We start from the raw sequence: 17,019 nt of genomic DNA, 5'->3' as shown, positions 1-17,019 counted from the left end.
ATTCCCTCAACCCCTCTATCAGCATGGACTAACAGAGGGTCATTGCGACGAGGTTCCGGAAAAGCCACGCAATTTAACGATCGCAAAAAGGCCGGCGGGATTTGTCCCACCGGCCCTTCATTCAATTCGCAATGTCTACTTGTTTCCGTCCAGCGATGAGGCCAGCCGCACCAGCGACAGGAACTCCGCCCTGTAGCCGAACGGATCCGCGCCGCGCGCGGCATTGGCGATCTCCGCGATCCGGCCGTAGCCGAAATTCGCCGTCTGGTCCTCGTCGCGCAATTTCTGGCCGAAGGCCGCGACCGCGACCGAGAAACGCTGGTCGGCGCCGGCGGCGTCGAAGGACGGAACCTCGTTGGCGGCGGTCACCGGCGTGGTGATCAGCTTCGAGACATTCTCGTTCGGCAGCTTGTAGCGGATCTTGACGAAGGCATATTCGCCCGCATTCGCAACGCCGCCATTGTCGACCTTGGCCTGGCCGTAGCGCAGCGAATCGACCTGTTCGCCGCCGCTGCCGTTAGGCGTGATCTCATAGACCGCCGTCACCGAATGGCCCGAGCCGATATCGCCGGCATCGACGCGGTCGTTGTTGAAATCCTCGCGCTTCAGAGCCCGGGTCTCATAACCGACGAGACGGTACTCCGAAACCTTGGCCGGGTTGAATTCGACCTGGATCTTGACGTCCTTGGCGATGGTGAACAGCGTCGAGGAGGCATCCTCGACCAGCACCTTCTCGGCTTCGGCCAGCGTGTCGATATAGGCGGCCGTGCCGTTGCCGTTCTGGGCGATGGTCTGCATCATCTGGTCGTTCAGGTTGTCGCGGCCGAAGCCGAACACCGACAGGAAGACGCCGGTCTTGCGCTCGCTTTCGATCAGCCGCTTGAGGTCGTCGTCATCGGTCTGACCGACATTGAAGTCGCCGTCGGTTGCGAGCATCACCCGGTTGACGCCGTCCTTGACGAACGACTGCTGCGCAAGCTTGTAGGCTTCGCGGATACCTTCCTCGCCTGCCGTCGAGCCGCCCGGCGACAAATTGTCGATGGCGGCGAGGATCTTCTGCTTTTCCACCGCCTTGGTCGGCATCAGCACCGTGCCGGCATTGCCGGCATAGGTGACGATCGAGACAGTGTCGTCGGCCTTCAGCTTGCTGACCAGCAGCCGGAAGGCGGATTTCAGCAGCGGCAGCTTGTCCGGCTCGTCCATCGAGCCCGAGACGTCGATCAGGAAGACCAGATTGGCCTTGGGCTGCTCGGCCGGTTTCACGTCGAAACCCTTGATCGCGACATGCATGAGCTTGGTGTGCTCGTTCCAAGGCGTCGGCATGACGGTGACGGTCGAGTTGAACGGCGTCGCAGCCGAATCCGGCCCCTTCCAGTCATAGGGGAAGTAGTTGATCATCTCCTCGACGCGGACCGTGTCGGCCTCAGGAAGAGTGCCTTCCTTCAGCGAGCGGCGCACGAAGGAATAGGAGGCCGTGTCGACATCGATCGAAAAGGTCGAGACAGGATCCTGCGCGGTTTCGTGCACCGGATTGGTCTTGAAAGTCTCGATGCGGTCGCGGTTTTCCTCTTGCGGCTGCAACTGGTCGGCCGGCATCGGCGAAGCCATCAGCTTGGAATCGGCGACGGCGCCAGCCGGCACCTGGGCAGACTGCATGGCGTTCGCCGGCGCCTGGACATTCGCGCGTCCGCCGGCAGCGAGTTGGCCGACCTCTGCGGGTGCCGGTGGCGGCGCCGGCAACGCTTCGGGCACCGTCTCCTGCTTGGCATAGTCTTTCAACGTTCCATTTTCGCGCTTCGCCTGGCTGTCGGAGGAGCTCGATTTAGAACTCGGCGGCGATGCCGGCGCGACTTGCGCTTCATCTTCCACCCGCCTTTCGCTGTCGGCGTCGGTCTTCTTCTCCTTGGCGGGCGCCGGCGCCAGCGGCTCGTTGATCGCCGGTTGCTCCGGCGCAGGCTTTTGCGCCGCCGGCTTGTCGGCCACCGTCTCGGTGATCTTGCCGTTGCCGCCGATGACGGACGGCTGCTCCTTCAACATCTCGAAAGCGGCGTAGCCGGCGATAGGCAGCGCAACCAGCGCGGTGATGGCCGGCGTGGCAATGAGTTTCCGTTGCATGATTTCTCTCCAGAGCTTTCTTGCTCGCTCCGTGAGACGAAGGCCTGCAGACGTTCCTTGGGGGACAGCCGAAATATTTTCATCGAGGTCGAAGGCCTGCATCGCGGCGGCGAACGCGCGCGCCTTCGCCTCGCCGTCCGGTGCCGGTACCGCGATGTCGCGCAGCCTTTCGAGTTCGTTGTCGTCGACCATGGTCACACTTCCCCGGCTGAACGCATCAGCACCTTCAGCCGTTTCTTCGCTTCATGGATGTGCCAGGAAACCGTCGTCTCCGAGATCGCCATCACCTCCGCCGCAGCCGCGTGGTTGAGCCCTTCGCCATAGACGAGCAACACCGCGTCACGCTGCTTGTCGGGCAGCATCCGCACCGCCGCCCACATCGCTTCGGCCGGATCGTCGGCCTCCGGCGGCGCCTCGCCCGCGATCGACGCATAGGCGCCGTAGGCATCGGTCTTGGCGGTGTCGCGGGCGCGCTTGCGCATCATGTCGCGCGCCGCGTTCAGCGTCATGGCGTAGAGCCATGTCGTGAACGCGCCGTTGCCCTGATAGTCGCGGATCGCCCGGCCAAGCCGCACGCAGACGTCCTGGGCGATGTCCTCGGCATCGGCCTTACGGCCGCACCAGCGATAGGCGGCGCGATAGACGAAGCCATAGTGCCTTTCGAGCAATTTGCCGAAAGCCCCCCCGTCTCCGCCCCTCGCCCGCCCGATCAATTCCGCATCGGAGGCTTCGCTGTCGTCCAGCATCATCGCCATCATTTGCCTGTTGGACGAAGGCTAATGGCCAATCCTTGGGGCGATGCAAAGATTTTTTATAAACATTTCCTTCTCCCCGTTCACGGCAGGGCAGCGCGGGCATCTGAAGGCCCGTACTACCCCCAGCGATCGGCGAGCGAAGACCTATCCGAGTGTTTCGCCAAAAAACGCCGTCAGCCGCTTCCAGTGGCGCTCGGCGCCGGTCTCGTCATAGACGCTGTGGTCCTTGATGCACCAGCCATGGCCGACGCCGACATAGTTCTCGATCGTGTGGTCGACCTCGGCAACGCGCAGGGCCTCCGCCAGCCGCGCCGACTGTTCCGGCGGGAAACTGCGGTCGACGCCGGCAACGCCGACATAGACGCGCGCCTTGATCGAGGCAGCCTTGCGAAGCGGACTGTCGGCGGCATCGCTGGCGAGATTGCCGCCATGGAAGCTCGCCGCGGCAGCGATGCGGTCGGGATAGGTCGCGGCTGCATTGAGCGCCCGCGCCCCGCCCATGCAATAGCCGACGACGCCGATCGGTCCGTCAATGCCTTCGGCTGTAAGCGCATCGAGAAAGGCTTCACTGTCGCGAATACTCATCTCCTGCGTCGTGCCGGTGATCAGCGCCATCAGTTTGGTTTTGGTTTCCTCCACTGTGAAGGCGGTCTTGGCGTCGAAAGGTCCGTAGGGGGCGTTGCGGTAAAAGAGATCCGGCACCAACACGGCATAGCCGTGCCCGGCGAGCCGCTCGGCCATCTCGTCCAGCACCGGGCGTGGCCCGAAGGCGTCCATATAGAGGATCACGCCGGCCTTGGCCAAGGTGGACGGTCGGAAAAGTCCCGCCCTTGCCTTGCCGTCACTGGTTGCGATCTCGATCTGCTTTCCGGTCATGATGCGCTCCGTTGCCTGTCGCGCGTTAGATATCGGCACGCGCCGTTCCGGCAAGCCATTCCCGGAGCCTGATGTTCAAGATTTCGTGCGAACGGCAGCCGCTCTCGTCACAGCTTGGCGAACGCCGCCATATGAAAGGCCTGCACCTCCGGCGGGTAGCGATAGTCGGTGCCAAAGGGACAAGCGTTGCGGTCGAGGCAGCCACCGCTGCGGCAAGGCTCGCCGCGAGGGCCGCGGACATGGCCGAGACAGGCCTCATGGGCAAAGCCCTGCCCTGAATAGGCGTCGACCGGACAGGATTTCAGGCAGGGTTTTTCGACACATATGTCGCAGAGATGAATCGCCTCATGAACTTCGGGGGGAGAAATCTCGTTCTCGAACAGCAATGCGCCGCGATAGGCATGCCAGAGCCCATATGTGGGATGCATGAGGATGCCGAGCGGCGACGGTTTCAGCCTCTCCGCCCGCATCGCCCAGTGCTGGAATGGCAGATAGGGCCGGTCGGAGGGCGATACGGCGCGCGCGCCAAATGCCTGCGCGACCTGGCCGATCACCTCGCGCGACCAAGTGTCGAGCGGATTGGCGGTCGGCTCCACCTGTTGCCCAAGCCAGCGCTGGAAATACGGCCAGGGCGCCGCGCCCGCCTGCCCGACCAGCAGCACCGATTTGGCCGGAGCGCCGGAACCTGCCGCTGGCGCCACCTCATCGGCGCCGAAGCTGAAACCGCCGCGAAGGATCAGGCCGTTGGCCGCGAGCGTGCTCGCGATCTCCTCGACCCGGTCGCGGGAAAAAGTCATTCCTTCCGGTCCGGGTCGGAGAACGCGCTCCGCCAGACTTCCTTGTGGATGATGTTGGCGACTTTAGCCCCGCCTGACTCGGGCTCCTTTCACGTGAAGGCGTCGGGCATCGAGCCCTTCTTCTTGGCGATGAACTCCTTCAGCGCTTCGTCGATACCCTGGTCGAGAGCCGGCGCCTCGTAGCTCTCCAGCCAGCGACGGGCGAGCTCGTTGGCGCGTTGCGGCGCGGTCTTTTGGCCTTCGGCCAGCCACTGCTCGTAGGAATTGTTGTCGGCGATGTTGGAACGGTAGAAGGCCGTCTGGAAATTGGCCTGGGTGTGGTCGCAGCCGAGATAGTGGCTGCCAGGACCGACTTGGCGGATGGCGTCCATCGCCTGACCGTTCTCCGACAGGTCGACGCCCTCGGAAAACTTCTGCGTCATGCCGAGCTGGTCGATGTCCATCATGAATTTTTCATAGCAGGAGGCCAGCCCGCCCTCGAGCCAACCGGCCGAGTGGAGGACAAAGTTGGTGCCGGCAAGGATCGTAGAGTTCAGCGTGTTGGCGCTTTCATAGGCTGCCTGCGCATCGGGGACCTTCGAGGCGCAGAGCGAGCCGCCGGTGCGGAACGGCAGGCCGAGCCGGCGGGCAAGCTGGGCGGCGCCATAGGAGACCAGCGACGGCTCCGGCGTGCCGAAGGTCGGCGCGCCCGACTGCATCGAGATCGACGACGCGAAGGTGCCGAACAGCACCGGCGCGCCGGGCTTGATCAGCTGCGTGAACGAAGCGCCGGCGAGCACCTCGGCGAGCACCTGCGTCAGCGTGCCGGCGACGGTCACCGGGCTCATCGCGCCGGCCAGGATGAACGGCGTGACGATGCAGGCCTGGTTGTGGCGAGAATAGACCTTCAGCGCGCCGAGCATGGTCTCGTCGAACACCATCGGCGAGTTGGCGTTGATCAGGCTGGTCAGCACTGTGTTGTTCTCGACGAAGTCGTCGCCGAAAACGAGCTTGGCCATCGCCACCGTGTCCTCGGCCCGCTCCGGCGCGGTGACCGAGCCCATGAACGGCTTGTCGGAATATTTGATGTGGCTGTAGACCATGTCGAGATGGCGCTTGTTGACCGGCACGTCCACCGGCTCGCACACCGTGCCGCCCGAATGATGGATCGACGGCGCCATATAGGCGAGCTTCACGAAATTCTGAAAATCCTCGATCGTCGCGTAGCGGCGGTTGCCGTCGAGATCGCGCACGAAGGGCGGGCCGTAGACCGGCGCGAACACCGTAGCATTGCCCCCGATCTGCACCGAACGTTCGGGATTGCGCGCATGCTGGGTGTAGATCGAGGGAGCGGTCTTGAGCAGTGAGCGGCAGAGCCCTTTCGGGAAATGCACGCGCTCGCCTTTCACATCGGCGCCCGCTTCCTTCCACAGCGCCAGCGCTTCGGCGTCGTCTCGGAAAATGATGCCGATTTCCTCGAGCACCGTGTCGGTGTTCTTCTCGATCAGCGCCAGGCCTTCCTCGTTGAAGACCTCATAGACGTTGATCCTGCGCTTGATGTAGGTGAGCTGCGTGCCCGGACCGCCGCCCGAACGGGCCGCCCGGCGCGCAGCCGCGCCGCCGCTGGCGCCGCGTCCGCGCCGTGCGTTTGACGCTTCCTGGTCGACTGGCGCGTTCTCGCTCATGATCGTTCTTCCCTGAATTTTGTTCTGGCCTGAATGGGTTGCGGCCGCACACTGCGGTTTCTCGCCGGATCGTAGCCATGCACCCTATTCGAAACGGCCAGCCAGCGCCAACGCCTGTCGCAAAATCGACAAGAAAACCAATAGATTTTCAGTCGCTTTCCTTTTGCGGGAAGTCGCAAATCAGCTATGGCTACGTTGCCCTCGCGGGTTAGGTATTGGCGCATCGTTTTTTAGGCTGCCGCAGTCATTCCGAGCAGCAAGGAGCCCGAGAAAATGTCCGACGACGAGATCATCCTTTCCGAGCTTTCCGACGACGAACTCGTGCAGCAGATGCATGATGACCTCTATGACGGTCTGAAGGAAGAGATCGAGGAAGGCACTCGAATCCTGCTCGAGCGCAACTGGGCTCCCTACAAGGTGCTGACCGAGGCGCTGGTCGAAGGCATGCGCATCGTCGGCGAGGATTTCCGCGACGGTATCCTGTTCGTGCCGGAAGTGCTGCTGTCCGCCAATGCGATGAAGGCAGGCATGTTCATCCTGCGCCCGCTGCTTGCCGCCACCGGCGCGCCGAAGCAGGGCAAGATGGTCATCGGCACCGTCAAGGGCGACATCCACGACATCGGCAAGAACCTCGTCGGCATGATGATGGAAGGCGCCGGCTTCGATGTCATCGACCTCGGCATCAACAATGCGGTCGAAAAATATCTCGATGCGATCGAGCAGCACCAGCCCGACATCATCGGCATGTCGGCGCTGCTCACCACCACCATGCCGTATATGAAGGTCGTCATCGACACGATGAAGGAAAAGGGCATCCGCGACGACTATGTCGTGCTGGTCGGCGGCGCACCGCTCAACGAGGAATTCGGCAAGGCCGTCGGCGCCGACGCCTATTGCCGCGATGCGGCGGTGGCGGTCGAGACCGCCAAGGACTATATGAAGCGCAAGCACAACGTTCGCGCTTCCGCCTGATCCAAGGCATCAGGATGGATCGATAAGAAAAGCCGCGCCTTGCAGCGCGGCTTTTTTGTTCCCAGATGGTAGATTAGGCTGCCGATCAGTTGACAGTGTCTTTGACCGCCCTTGCCGTCGATTTGACGTCCTTGCCGACGCCTCGAATGGTATTGGCGCAGGCCGTGAGTGCAAGCGCGCAGGCAAGGATCGCCATCGGCGCGATGCGTAGCAGTTTCATGGACGGTGTCTCCCTCGACAGATATTAAGCCCCGTAGCGAAAGCCGGCCCGACTTGGTCAAAACGCAAAAAACGGAACCGAATCAAACAGACAGGCTGCTCGTCATCGCCTGCGGGATGATTGCGCGCGAAGTTTTGGCCGTCAAGCAACAGCTAAAGCTCGACCATCTCGAGCTGACCTGCCTGCCGGCCGAGTTCCATTTCTATCCGGACCGCATCGCGCCGGCCATGGATAAGGCGATCGAAAAGGCCAAGTCGGAAGGCTACCGGCACATCTTCGTCGGCTATGCCGATTGTGGCACCGGCGGCCTGCTCGACGGCGTGATCGAGAAGCATGGCGTCGAGCGCATGGCAGGGCCGCATTGCTTTGCCTTCTACCAGGGCATGGACGCCTACGCGAAGGTCGCCGAGGACGACATGATGTCGTTCTACATGACCGACTTCCTTTGCCGCCAGTTCGAGTCTTTCTTCATCAAGCCGCTTGGCCTCGACAGGCATCCCGAGCTGATCAAGGATTATTTTGGGAACTACGAGAAGCTGATCTATCTCGCCCAGACCGACGATCCCGAGCTCGACAAGGTCGCCGAGAAAGCCGCGGCCATGCTCGGGCTCGTCTATGAGCGCCGCCCGACCGGCTATGGCGACCTGACTGTGGAACTGGCACGGGCATCCGCACATTCGGCGGAAGTCCGTTAGGCTCCGTCGTTCCGACTCTCCGACTGCCTATCCGAGACGAGGTCGACAACACGGCCGCTTTCAAGCCGGAGTGGCCCCCTTGCGGTTGGATCCTTGCGTATAGCATCGGCAATCATGGCTTCGACAATGTCGAGGTTGCCCTGCAGAACTGAACGATCACCGGATTCCCAGTACCCGCCTTCATCGAAAACGTCGAGCTCGCGGAAAAGGGGCGCAACTTTGCGAAGCAACTCGATAACTTCGATATGCACGTCAGACCCGGCAAACTGGGTCTTGCAATACTGCTGCATAAAGAGATGCCGGTCGAATTCGAACGGTAGCGGGTCCGACCTGGGGTGGGGCAGAACTTTTATTCCTATGACCGGGCCAAGATAATCCACACTGCGCTCGTCGATGACTCGACTGAGAGCTATTTCAGCCTCTTCTATTTTGCGAACCGGCCATCCTCGGGTGACGGCGAACGCTTCGACTTCCCGCAACAGCGCGACATATTCCTCCTCGCCGGGCAGCTGTCCCTCAAAATGAATCGTGACCCCCATACGCGCCTCCCGCGGAAACCTTCATGACGATAGCCGCGCTCCTACTCGACCGCCAGCGCGGCAAGCACATCGGCGAAGCTGGTCTTGCAAACAAAGCCGAGCCGCTCCCTCGCCCCCGACGGATCGTAGACGCGGCCGATCGAGGAGAACATCGTCCAGCCCTTCCTGGCATAGAGCCTCGGATAATCCGGGAAATAGCGCGCGACGACGGCCGGCGCGTCGGCGATCAATTCCGCGCAATCCTGCGGCCGGAATGGCGTCGGCGCCGAAATGATAAAGGTATCGAAACCGAGCTGCGGGGCTTTCTCCAGGGCCGCGACATGGGCCTCGGCCGCATCCTCCACCGTTAGCCGACGGAACAGCAACTCGTTTGCCTTGGTGTTGGCATCGGACTGTTCGATCGCATGCGCCATGTCGTCGGCTTCGGGAAAGAAGCGCGCCGTGCGCAGCACCACCACCGGCAGCCCATGGTCGATATGATAGAGACTGCACAGATGCTCGGCTGAAAGTTTCGTCACGCCATAGATGTTGCGGGGCTCCGGCGACATCTCTTCCGTCAGCCAGGCCGCCTTGCGCGCGCCGCCCTGGAAGCCGGCGCGGATCGCCTGCGAGATCATCAGCGACGTCGTCGAGGTGAAGACGAAGCGCTGGACGCCGCAGGCCACGGCCGCATCGAGCAGGTTGAGCGTCCCTTGCACATTTGTCGTGACGAAGGCCGTGTTCTCATATTGCTCGATGTTCGGCTTGTGCAATGCGCCGCTGTGAATGATGGCCTCGACGCGATTCTCCCGGACAGTCTTCAGCACAAGATCGCGATCCGCGATCGAGCCGACGATTTGCGTGCGCGCCGAAGCGACCGGATCAAGTCCGATGACCCCATGGCCGAGCGCTTCGAGCCTTGGCGCAAGCGCGCTGCCCAGCCAACCGGACGATCCTGTGAGCAAGATCCGCATAGACCCAACCACCTTTTTTCCGAGCCGCCGCTGTTAAGCACGGATGACAGACGATCGCGAACCGGTAAGTTGTGCGCCAGCGATAGAAAGAAACTGTTCCAGCCACTGATTTGAGGAAACACATTTCATGATCCGTCGCCTGCTCCTTGCCGCCTTCGGCCTTGTCGCCCTCACTTTGCCGGTCCGAGCCGACGGCGAAGTACAGAAGCTGATCACGGCCGCCGACAAGGCGCGACTGGATAAGTATGGCGAAACGCGCAAGGCAGCCCTCGACGAGGCCAAGGCCGGCGATCCGTCCGAGGTCAAGCAACTGGACGAACTGCTCGCCAAACCTCTCGTCGCCTTCTCCGACAAGGACCTGACCGGCAACTGGAAGTGCCGCACCATCAAGGCGGGCGGCTTAAGCCCGCTCGTCATCTATGGCTGGTTCAAGTGCAAGGTCACCGACGACGGCTCGGGCTGGAGGCTTGCGAAGATCAGCGGCTCGCAGCGCACCGCCGGCCGCTTCTTCGACGACGGCGAGAAGCGCGCCATCTATCTCGGCTCGTTCACGGTCAACGACGACAAGGCCAAGCCCTACGGCAGCGGCCCCGAAAGCGACCAGGTCGGCTACGCCTTCCGCAACAGTGCCGCCGAATGGCGCATCGAATTCCCCGCGCCCTATTATGAATCGAAGCTCGACATCATGGAATTCAAGCGTTGAGCCTAGTGCATGTCGCCTAGAAGTGTGCAGCGGTTCTGGGACAACGACATGCATAAAAACAAAGACTTAAAGCGTGTCGCCTGAATCCGTTTCAGCGCGACACGCTTTAGAGCACGATGCCGAAAAGTGTGCAGCGGTTTTCGGACGACATCATGCTCTGTCTCCTTGATTTGAAGCCTTTGACGCGTCGCTGAAAGGCCTCCGGCACACCAAGGATTAACCCGCCCCGCATAGCATGCGCCCGGTCTACAGAGCGGGTGCTTGCCATGGCAGCGTCGGAATCGAATACGCCACCGATCGTGGTCGTCACCGAAGGTGGCCCGCATATCTGGGCCATCGTCAACGCGATCGCCGACCGCATCGGCCCTGTTAGCGTAGTCCTCGAAGCCCCTGAATCCAAAAAGCGTTTGCTGCTCGGCCGCGCGCGGCGCCAGGGCTGGATCTCGGCCATCGGCCAGCTCGGCACCATGGTGTTGACCAGGTTGGGCAAGCGGTTCCTGGCTGGTCATACCGAGCGACTGATCGCCGAGGAGAAGCTCGACACCGAGCCGCGGCAAGGTCAGACGATCATTCATGTGCCTTCCGCCAACGGTCCGGAATGTCTCGAGGCCGTCACGAAGATCAATCCCGGCGTCGTGCTGCTTGCCGGTTGCCGGCTGCTGTCGAAGGACACACTGGCGAAGATGCCCTGCCCGGTGCTCAACTACCATGCCGGCATCGCGCCAAAATATCGCGGCATGAACGGCGGCTACTGGGCGCTTGCGTCCGGTGACGCGCAGAACTTCGGCACGACCGTGCATCTGGTCGATGCCGGTGTCGACACCGGCGGTGTGCTCAAGCAGGCACGAGGCAAACCTAAGGCGGGCGACACCATCGCCAGCTATGCGCTGCGCCAGGCGGCATTCTCGCGCGATATCTGCGTCCAGGCGGTGAAAGATGCGCTGGCGGGCAAACTTACGACGATCGATCCCGGCCTGCCGTCGAAGCAGTGGTTTCATCCCACGATCTGGTTCTATCTCTGGACCGGCTTGACCAAGCGCGTCTGGTAATCAGGCGGCGGCGGATTCCAGCATTCGCTTTGCGTCATCGACAGCGTCGCTTTTGAAGGCGCGCGCGTCGTCCCATAACAAGCAGCCCAACAGCGCTTGCGGCAATGCTCCATGACTTCGAGGAGTGAGAATTCATGGCCGATCTGATCGTCGTCTATTGGCGCGACATCCCTGCCCAGGTCATCGTCAGGAAGGGCCGGCAAAACGCCAAGCGCGAATTGCCGCTGCGCTTCACCGAGGCGATCGACATGTGCGCTATGCGCACCGGCGCCGGCGGCACCGACGATTATCTGGCCGAGTGGCGCAAAGCCGACCCGGTCCCGGTCAGCGACGATCTCGAGGCGGAAGTCGAAAAGGCCTACCAGGAACTCGACACGAAATATGACCGTGAGCGGCTGGTCGCCCTCGTCAAGGCAGGTGGGAAAGAAAATGTCTGAAACGACTCCTGCCAAAAACGGGCCGGCGGTTACCCAGGCCACTTTGGTCAAGAAGGCAGCGCCGAAATCCGACTACAAGCCTGCCGATGTGTCGCCGCAGCGGCGCGTCCAGCGCACTTTCGCCGTGAGACTGTGGTCCGTCCGGCATTCGCGACTGCTCGAATGGTTCTACAGCAGGTTCGCCGATGTTTTCCTGCTCCTGCATCCTCTGTGGAAGGGCATCGGCTACGGCCGCGTCGAAGCCCCGGTGAAGTTCGTCGAAAAGCGCGTCAAGGGCTTCATGTTCGACTGCCGCATGTGCGGCCAGTGCGTGCTCTCCTCCACCGGCATGTCGTGCCCGATGAATTGCCCCAAGCAGTTGCGCAACGGCCCCTGCGGCGGCGTGCGCGCCAACGGCAATTGCGAGGTCGAGCCGGACATGCCTTGCGTCTGGGTCAAGGCTTGGGAAGGCTCGCGCAACATGGTGCATGGCGACAAGATCCTCACCGTGCAGAAACCGGTCGATCAGTCGCTGCGCGAGACCTCGGCCTGGCTCCGGGTGACCGCGCAGGCCGCCGCCACGCGTGAGACGACAAAGAACCCCGGAGCTTCGGCATGACCGGCCGCCAGCGCGACGAGAACCCGGCCGGCATCCACCTGCCGCTCGATCCCCTGCCTGGCCACACGTCGCGTGGCCGGCTGGAGCGCGTGCTGCGTCGCGGCGAGTTCGCGGTGACGACCGAGCTCAACCCGCCCGACAGCGCCGATCCGGAAGATGTCTACAACCGCGCCAGGATCTTCGATGGCTGGGTCGACGCCATCAACGCGGTCGATGCCTCGGGCGCCAACTGTCACATGTCGTCGGTCGGCATCTGTGCGCTGCTCACCCGTATGGGCTATGCGCCGATCATGCAGATCGCCTGCCGCGACAAGAACCGCATCGCCATCCAGGGCGATGTTCTGGGCGGCGCCGCGATGGGTGTCGCCAATATGCTGTGCCTCACCGGCGACGGCGTGCAGGCCGGCGACCAGCCGGGCGCCAAGCCGGTGTTCGACCTCGATTCCATGTCGCTGCTCGAAACCATCCGCATCATGCGCGACAACGGCAAGTTCCTGTCCGGCCGCAAGCTGACGACGCCGCCGCAGGTTTTCCTGGGTGCTGCCGTCAATCCTTTTGCGCCGCCCTACGACTTCCGCCCAATCCATCTCGGCAAGAAGATCGCCGCCGGCGCGCAATTCGTGCAGACGCAGTACTGCTTCGACGTGCCGATGTTCAAAACCTTCATGCAGAAGGCCCGCGATCTCGGCCATACCGAAAAGGTCTTCGTGCTCTGCGGCGTCGGACCGCTCGCTTCCGCCAAGACGGCGAAATGGATCCGCTCCAACGTGCCGGGCGTCCACATCCCCGATGCGGTGGTGAAGCGGCTGGAAGGCGCACAGGACCAGAAGAAGGAAGGCAAGCAGCTCTGCATCGACATCATCAACGAGGTGAAGGAAATCCCGGGCGTCTCCGGCGTCCATGTGATGGCCTATCGCCAGGAGGAATATGTCGCTGAGATCGTCGATGAATCGGGCGTGCTGAAAGGCCGCCAGCCGTGGAAACGGGAAATCCGTCACGACGACCAGATGGTCGCCGACCGGCTCGACCGCATATTGCATGACGAGATTACCGAAACGCAGGTGGACATGGTGAAGACCGCGCATTGACCAGCGCGGAGAACCACCATTCGCTTGATCGAAATCAGATAACGATATAAAGAACTCTTTATATCCCGACGGAGAGATTTCATGACCCGCACCATCGTCGCCTCGGCGACCCGAGAAATAGTCATCGGCTTCGATCAGCCCTTCTGCGTGATCGGCGAACGCATCAACCCGACCGGCCGCAAGAAGCTCGCCGCCGAGATGATTGCCGGCAATTTCGAGACCGTCATCAAGGATGCGCTGGAACAGGCGGCCTGCGGCGCCACCATGCTCGACGTCAATGCCGGCGTCACCTCGGTCAACCCGAATGAGACGGAGCCGGGCCTGCTGGTTCAGACGCTGGAGATCGTGCAGGGACTGGTCGATCTGCCGCTGTCGATCGACAGCTCCGTCACCGCCGCGATCGAAGCGGCGCTGAAAGTCGCCAAGGGCCGGCCGCTCGTCAACTCCGTGACCGGCGAGGAAGAAAAGCTCGAAGCCATCCTGCCGCTGGTCAAGAAATACAACGTCCCGGTCGTCGCCATCTCCAACGACGAGACCGGCATTTCGATGGATCCGGACGTGCGCTTCGCCGTCGCCAAGAAGATCGTGCAGCGCTGCGCCGATTTCGGCATTCCCGCCCATGACGTCGTCGTCGATCCGCTGGTCATGCCGATCGGCGCGCTGGGCGACGCCGGCCGCCAGGTATTCGCGCTGCTGCGCAGGCTGCGCGAGGAGCTCAAGGTCAACACCACCTGCGGCCTCTCTAACATCTCCTTCGGCCTGCCGCACCGCCACGGCATCAACGCCGCCTTCATCCCGATGGTGATCGGCGCCGGTATGACCAGCGCCATCATGAACCCGGTGCGCCCGCAGGAAATGGAAGCCGTGCGCGGCGCCAATGTGCTCAACGGCACCGATGAGAACTGCACCAACTGGATCCGCACCTACAAGGACTATAAGCCCGCCGAAGGCGGCCAGGCGGTCGCGGCTCCCACGGCGGTCAATGCGCCGGGCGAAGGCGGGGCCAATGGCGGCCGTCGTCGCGGCGGCCGTGAAGCCCGCATGGCCAGGGGATAAGCGTGCAATCGTGATCCGCGCCGCAAACAATGCTCGTCCGATCGCACCCCGGGTGCCGTCGGACAGGTCTGCTTTGCGGTCAAGCCATGCCCAATATGGCGTCGAACAACGCCATTCCCGCCCACGATCCGAAGATGCCGGTGACGCCGCCTACGATGAAATCATCGTCATAGGCGGGCCAGAACGCGTGGAGCAGCAGCGCACCGACGATCGCGCCGAGAATCCCGGTGGCAAGGTACTGTGGATTGCGCAGCCAAGAGCCCTTGATCACGCGCACCATAGTGAAAGCGGTGAAGACCGCGGAGAGCAGCAGATCCGACATGGTTCGCCCCTGGACCAACGGACACTCCGCCCAATAGTAGAACGATCCGTTAAACGGCATCGGCAATTGCCATCGAGACGCGTGCCAGCATGAATCCTCCCCCCAACATCACCGATCCGCTCGTCCTGTTCATGCCGTCAGGCAAGCGCGGCCGGTTTCCCGTTGGAACGCCGGTGCTCGATGCGGCGCGCCAGCTTGGCGTCTATGTCGAAAGCGTGTGCGGCGGCCGCGCCACGTGCGGGCGCTGCCAGATCGAAGTGCAGGAAGGCAATTTCGCCAAGCACAAGATCATCTCGTCCAACGACCACATCTCGCCCAAGGGCGCCAAGGAAGAGCGCTACGAGCGCGTGCGCGGCCTGCCCGAGCGCCGCCGCCTGTCCTGCTCGGCGCAGATCCTCGGCGACCTCGTCATCGACGTGCCGCAGGATACGGTCATCAACGCCCAGACCATCCGCAAGGATGCCGACACCAGGGTCATCGCCCGCGATACGGCGATCCGCATGTGCTATGTCGAGATCGAAGAGCCCGACATGCACAAGCCGCTCGGCGATCTCGACCGGCTCAAGATCGCCTTGATGAAGGACTGGGGCTTCAAGAACCTCGAATTCGACTTCTACCTTATGCCACAGGTGCAGGGCATCCTGCGCAAGGGCAACTGGACCGCCACCGCCGCCATCCACAAGGATGCCGACAGCGACATCGCGCGCGTCATCGCGCTATGGCCTGGCCTGAAGAACGAAGCCTACGGTCTCGCCTGCGACATCGGCTCGACCACGATTGCCATGCATCTGGTGTCGCTGCTCTCGGGGCGCGTCGCTGCCTCCTCAGGCACCTCCAACCCGCAGATCCGCTTCGGCGAGGATCTGATGAGCCGCGTCTCCTACGTGATGATGAATCCGGACGGCCGCGAAGGCATGACGGTTGCCGTGCGCGAGGCCATATCCGGCCTCGTCGATAAGGTCTGCGCGGAAGGCAACGTCCAGCGCAACGACATCCTGGATTCCGTCTTCGTCGGCAATCCGATCATGCATCACCTCTTCCTCGGCATCGATCCGACCGAGCTCGGCGGCGCGCCGTTTGCGCTTGCGGTCTCCGGTGCCGTGCGCATCAAGGCCTCCGATATCGGGCTGAAGCTCAACCAGGGCGCGCGGCTTTACATGCTGCCTTGCATCGCCGGCCATGTCGGCGCCGATGCCGCCGCCGTCACCTTGTCGGAAGGCCCGCATCGCCAGGACGAGATGATGCTGATCGTCGATGTCGGCACCAATGCCGAGATCGTGCTCGGCAACTCGACGCGCGTGGTCGCGGCTTCCTCGCCCACCGGCCCGGCCTTCGAGGGCGCCGAAATCTCCGGCGGCCAGCGTGCGGCGCCCGGCGCCATCGAGCGCGTGCGCATCGATCCCGACACGCTGGAGCCGAAATACCGCGTCATCGGCTCGGAACTGTGGTCCGACGACCCGGGTTTCCTCGACAGCGTGCAGGCGACCGGCGTCACCGGCATCTGCGGTTCCGGCATCATCGAGATCGTGGCCGAGATGTATCTCGCCGGCATCATTTCAGAGGATGGCGTCGTCGACGGTTCACTTGCTGCGCGCTCGCCGCGCGTCGTCGCCAATGGCCGCACCTTCTCCTATGTGCTGAAGGAAGGCGAGCCGAAGATCACCATCACCCAGACCGACGTGCGCGCCATCCAGCTTGCCAAGGCAGCGCTTTATGCCGGCACCAAGCTGTTGATGGAAAAGCAGCACACCGACCATGTCGACCGCATCCATTTCGCCGGCGCTTTCGGCTCTTTCATCGATCCGAAATACGCCATGGTGCTGGGCCTGATCCCCGACTGTGACCTCGACAAGGTCTCGGCTGTCGGCAATGCCGCCGGTGCCGGCGCGCGCATGGCGCTGCTCAATCGCGGCTATCGTCGCGAGATCGAAGAGACGGTGAGCAGGATCGAGAAGATCGAGACGGCGCTCGAGCCGAAATTCCAGGAGCACTTCGTCTACGCCATGGCGCTGCCGAACAAGGTCGACCCCTTCCCGAAGCTGGCGGCCGCGGTAAAGCTGCCGCCGCGCAAGACGGTGAGCGCGGACGGCATCGCTGGCGACGCCACCCCGCGCCGGCGCTCGCGCGAGGAGCGTGCGGCGCGGCGCGGCCGCGACTAGCTGGAGCAACTCCAGATTTTC

18 protein-coding genes are annotated in these 17,019 nt (G+C 62.8%); 9 read left to right on the top strand and 9 right to left on the bottom strand.

Features of this window, described 5'->3' with window-relative positions; genetic code table 11:
• Positions 1-135: 135 nt before the first annotated feature.
• From YU3_RS0115715 to YU3_RS0115695, 5 genes are all read right to left on the bottom strand, one after another.
• Positions 136-2,307, bottom strand: a complete 2,172-nt coding sequence (locus YU3_RS0115715; protein WP_027167154.1) for a VWA domain-containing protein — start codon at positions 2,305-2,307, stop codon at positions 136-138.
• A 2-nt stretch (positions 2,308-2,309) separates the two neighbouring features.
• The gene (locus YU3_RS0115710) at positions 2,310-2,870 is read right to left on the bottom strand and encodes an RNA polymerase sigma factor (RefSeq protein ID WP_027167153.1); all 561 of its coding nucleotides are present in this window, start codon (positions 2,868-2,870) and stop codon (positions 2,310-2,312) included.
• Between the two features lie 144 nt (positions 2,871-3,014).
• A complete protein-coding gene (locus YU3_RS0115705; RefSeq protein ID WP_027167152.1) occupies positions 3,015-3,746 on the bottom strand; it encodes a dienelactone hydrolase family protein in 732 nt (243 codons plus the stop codon).
• A gap of 107 nt (positions 3,747-3,853) precedes the next feature.
• Positions 3,854-4,543: a 4Fe-4S dicluster domain-containing protein gene (locus YU3_RS0115700; RefSeq protein WP_027167151.1), complete on the bottom strand. Its 690-nt coding sequence runs from the start codon at positions 4,541-4,543 to the stop codon at positions 3,854-3,856.
• 89 nt (positions 4,544-4,632) lie between these two features.
• Positions 4,633-6,207, bottom strand: coding sequence for a trimethylamine methyltransferase family protein (locus tag YU3_RS0115695; protein ID WP_027167150.1), 1,575 nt, complete (start codon positions 6,205-6,207; stop codon positions 4,633-4,635).
• Positions 6,208-6,480: 273 nt separating this feature from the next.
• On the opposite strand from YU3_RS0115695, the gene YU3_RS0115690 reads away from it, so the two are divergent.
• Positions 6,481-7,179 (top strand): B12-binding domain-containing protein, encoded by a 699-nt coding sequence (locus tag YU3_RS0115690; RefSeq protein ID WP_027167149.1) that lies wholly within the window; start codon positions 6,481-6,483, stop codon positions 7,177-7,179.
• 85 nt (positions 7,180-7,264) lie between these two features.
• Here the strand turns inward: YU3_RS0115690 and YU3_RS36600 are convergent, their stop codons facing one another.
• Positions 7,265-7,399 (bottom strand): entericidin A/B family lipoprotein, encoded by a 135-nt coding sequence (locus YU3_RS36600; protein WP_036258641.1) that lies wholly within the window; start codon positions 7,397-7,399, stop codon positions 7,265-7,267.
• A gap of 53 nt (positions 7,400-7,452) precedes the next feature.
• Here YU3_RS36600 and YU3_RS0115680 point away from each other — a divergent pair, with 53 nt between their 5' ends.
• Positions 7,453-8,094 (top strand): DUF1638 domain-containing protein, encoded by a 642-nt coding sequence (locus YU3_RS0115680; protein ID WP_027167148.1) that lies wholly within the window; start codon positions 7,453-7,455, stop codon positions 8,092-8,094.
• Here the strand turns inward: YU3_RS0115680 and YU3_RS0115675 are convergent.
• Positions 8,091-8,633 carry a hypothetical protein gene (locus YU3_RS0115675; RefSeq protein ID WP_027167147.1) on the bottom strand — a complete coding sequence of 181 codons (543 nt, stop codon included), beginning with the start codon at positions 8,631-8,633 and terminating at the stop codon, positions 8,091-8,093. The two genes, YU3_RS0115680 and YU3_RS0115675, sit on opposite strands and share 4 nt — an antisense overlap.
• 41 nt (positions 8,634-8,674) lie before the next feature.
• Complete coding sequence (locus YU3_RS0115670) at positions 8,675-9,586, bottom strand: NAD(P)-dependent oxidoreductase (RefSeq protein WP_027167146.1); 912 nt, start codon at positions 9,584-9,586, stop codon at positions 8,675-8,677.
• A 127-nt stretch (positions 9,587-9,713) separates the two neighbouring features.
• Between YU3_RS0115670 and YU3_RS0115665 the strand changes: the two genes are divergently transcribed.
• The 6 genes from YU3_RS0115665 (at position 9,714) to YU3_RS0115635 (ending at position 14,517) form a co-directional block, all read left to right on the top strand.
• On the top strand, positions 9,714-10,289 hold the full coding sequence (locus YU3_RS0115665) for a DUF4893 domain-containing protein (RefSeq protein WP_027167145.1): 576 nt from the start codon (positions 9,714-9,716) through the stop codon (positions 10,287-10,289).
• A gap of 266 nt (positions 10,290-10,555) precedes the next feature.
• Positions 10,556-11,338, top strand: coding sequence for a formyl transferase (locus YU3_RS0115660; RefSeq protein ID WP_027167144.1), 783 nt, complete (start codon positions 10,556-10,558; stop codon positions 11,336-11,338).
• 134 nt (positions 11,339-11,472) lie between these two features.
• A complete protein-coding gene (locus tag YU3_RS0115650; protein WP_027167143.1) occupies positions 11,473-11,775 on the top strand; it encodes a virulence factor in 303 nt (100 codons plus the stop codon).
• Positions 11,768-12,373 carry a methylenetetrahydrofolate reductase C-terminal domain-containing protein gene (locus YU3_RS0115645; RefSeq protein ID WP_027167142.1) on the top strand — a complete coding sequence of 202 codons (606 nt, stop codon included), beginning with the start codon at positions 11,768-11,770 and terminating at the stop codon, positions 12,371-12,373. The genes YU3_RS0115650 and YU3_RS0115645 overlap by 8 nt, the downstream gene beginning before the upstream one ends.
• Positions 12,370-13,461, top strand: coding sequence for a methylenetetrahydrofolate reductase (locus YU3_RS0115640; protein WP_027167141.1), 1,092 nt, complete (start codon positions 12,370-12,372; stop codon positions 13,459-13,461). The genes YU3_RS0115645 and YU3_RS0115640 overlap by 4 nt, the downstream gene beginning before the upstream one ends.
• 81 nt (positions 13,462-13,542) lie before the next feature.
• The gene (locus tag YU3_RS0115635) at positions 13,543-14,517 is read left to right on the top strand and encodes a methyltetrahydrofolate cobalamin methyltransferase (protein ID WP_027167140.1); all 975 of its coding nucleotides are present in this window, start codon (positions 13,543-13,545) and stop codon (positions 14,515-14,517) included.
• Between the two features lie 79 nt (positions 14,518-14,596).
• On the opposite strand, the gene YU3_RS0115630 is transcribed toward YU3_RS0115635, so the two are convergent.
• Positions 14,597-14,839: a hypothetical protein gene (locus YU3_RS0115630; RefSeq protein WP_245273519.1), complete on the bottom strand. Its 243-nt coding sequence runs from the start codon at positions 14,837-14,839 to the stop codon at positions 14,597-14,599.
• 89 nt (positions 14,840-14,928) lie between these two features.
• Here YU3_RS0115630 and YU3_RS0115625 point away from each other — a divergent pair, with 89 nt between their 5' ends.
• The gene (locus YU3_RS0115625) at positions 14,929-16,998 is read left to right on the top strand and encodes an ASKHA domain-containing protein (protein ID WP_027167138.1); all 2,070 of its coding nucleotides are present in this window, start codon (positions 14,929-14,931) and stop codon (positions 16,996-16,998) included.
• The last annotated feature ends 21 nt before the right edge of the window (positions 16,999-17,019 follow it).

This window comes from Mesorhizobium sp. WSM3224 (assembly GCF_000427725.1).
Lineage (GTDB): Bacteria > Pseudomonadota > Alphaproteobacteria > Rhizobiales > Rhizobiaceae > Mesorhizobium.
Note: the sequence above shows the minus strand (reverse complement) of the source record. Positions and strands in the feature narration are given on the sequence as shown.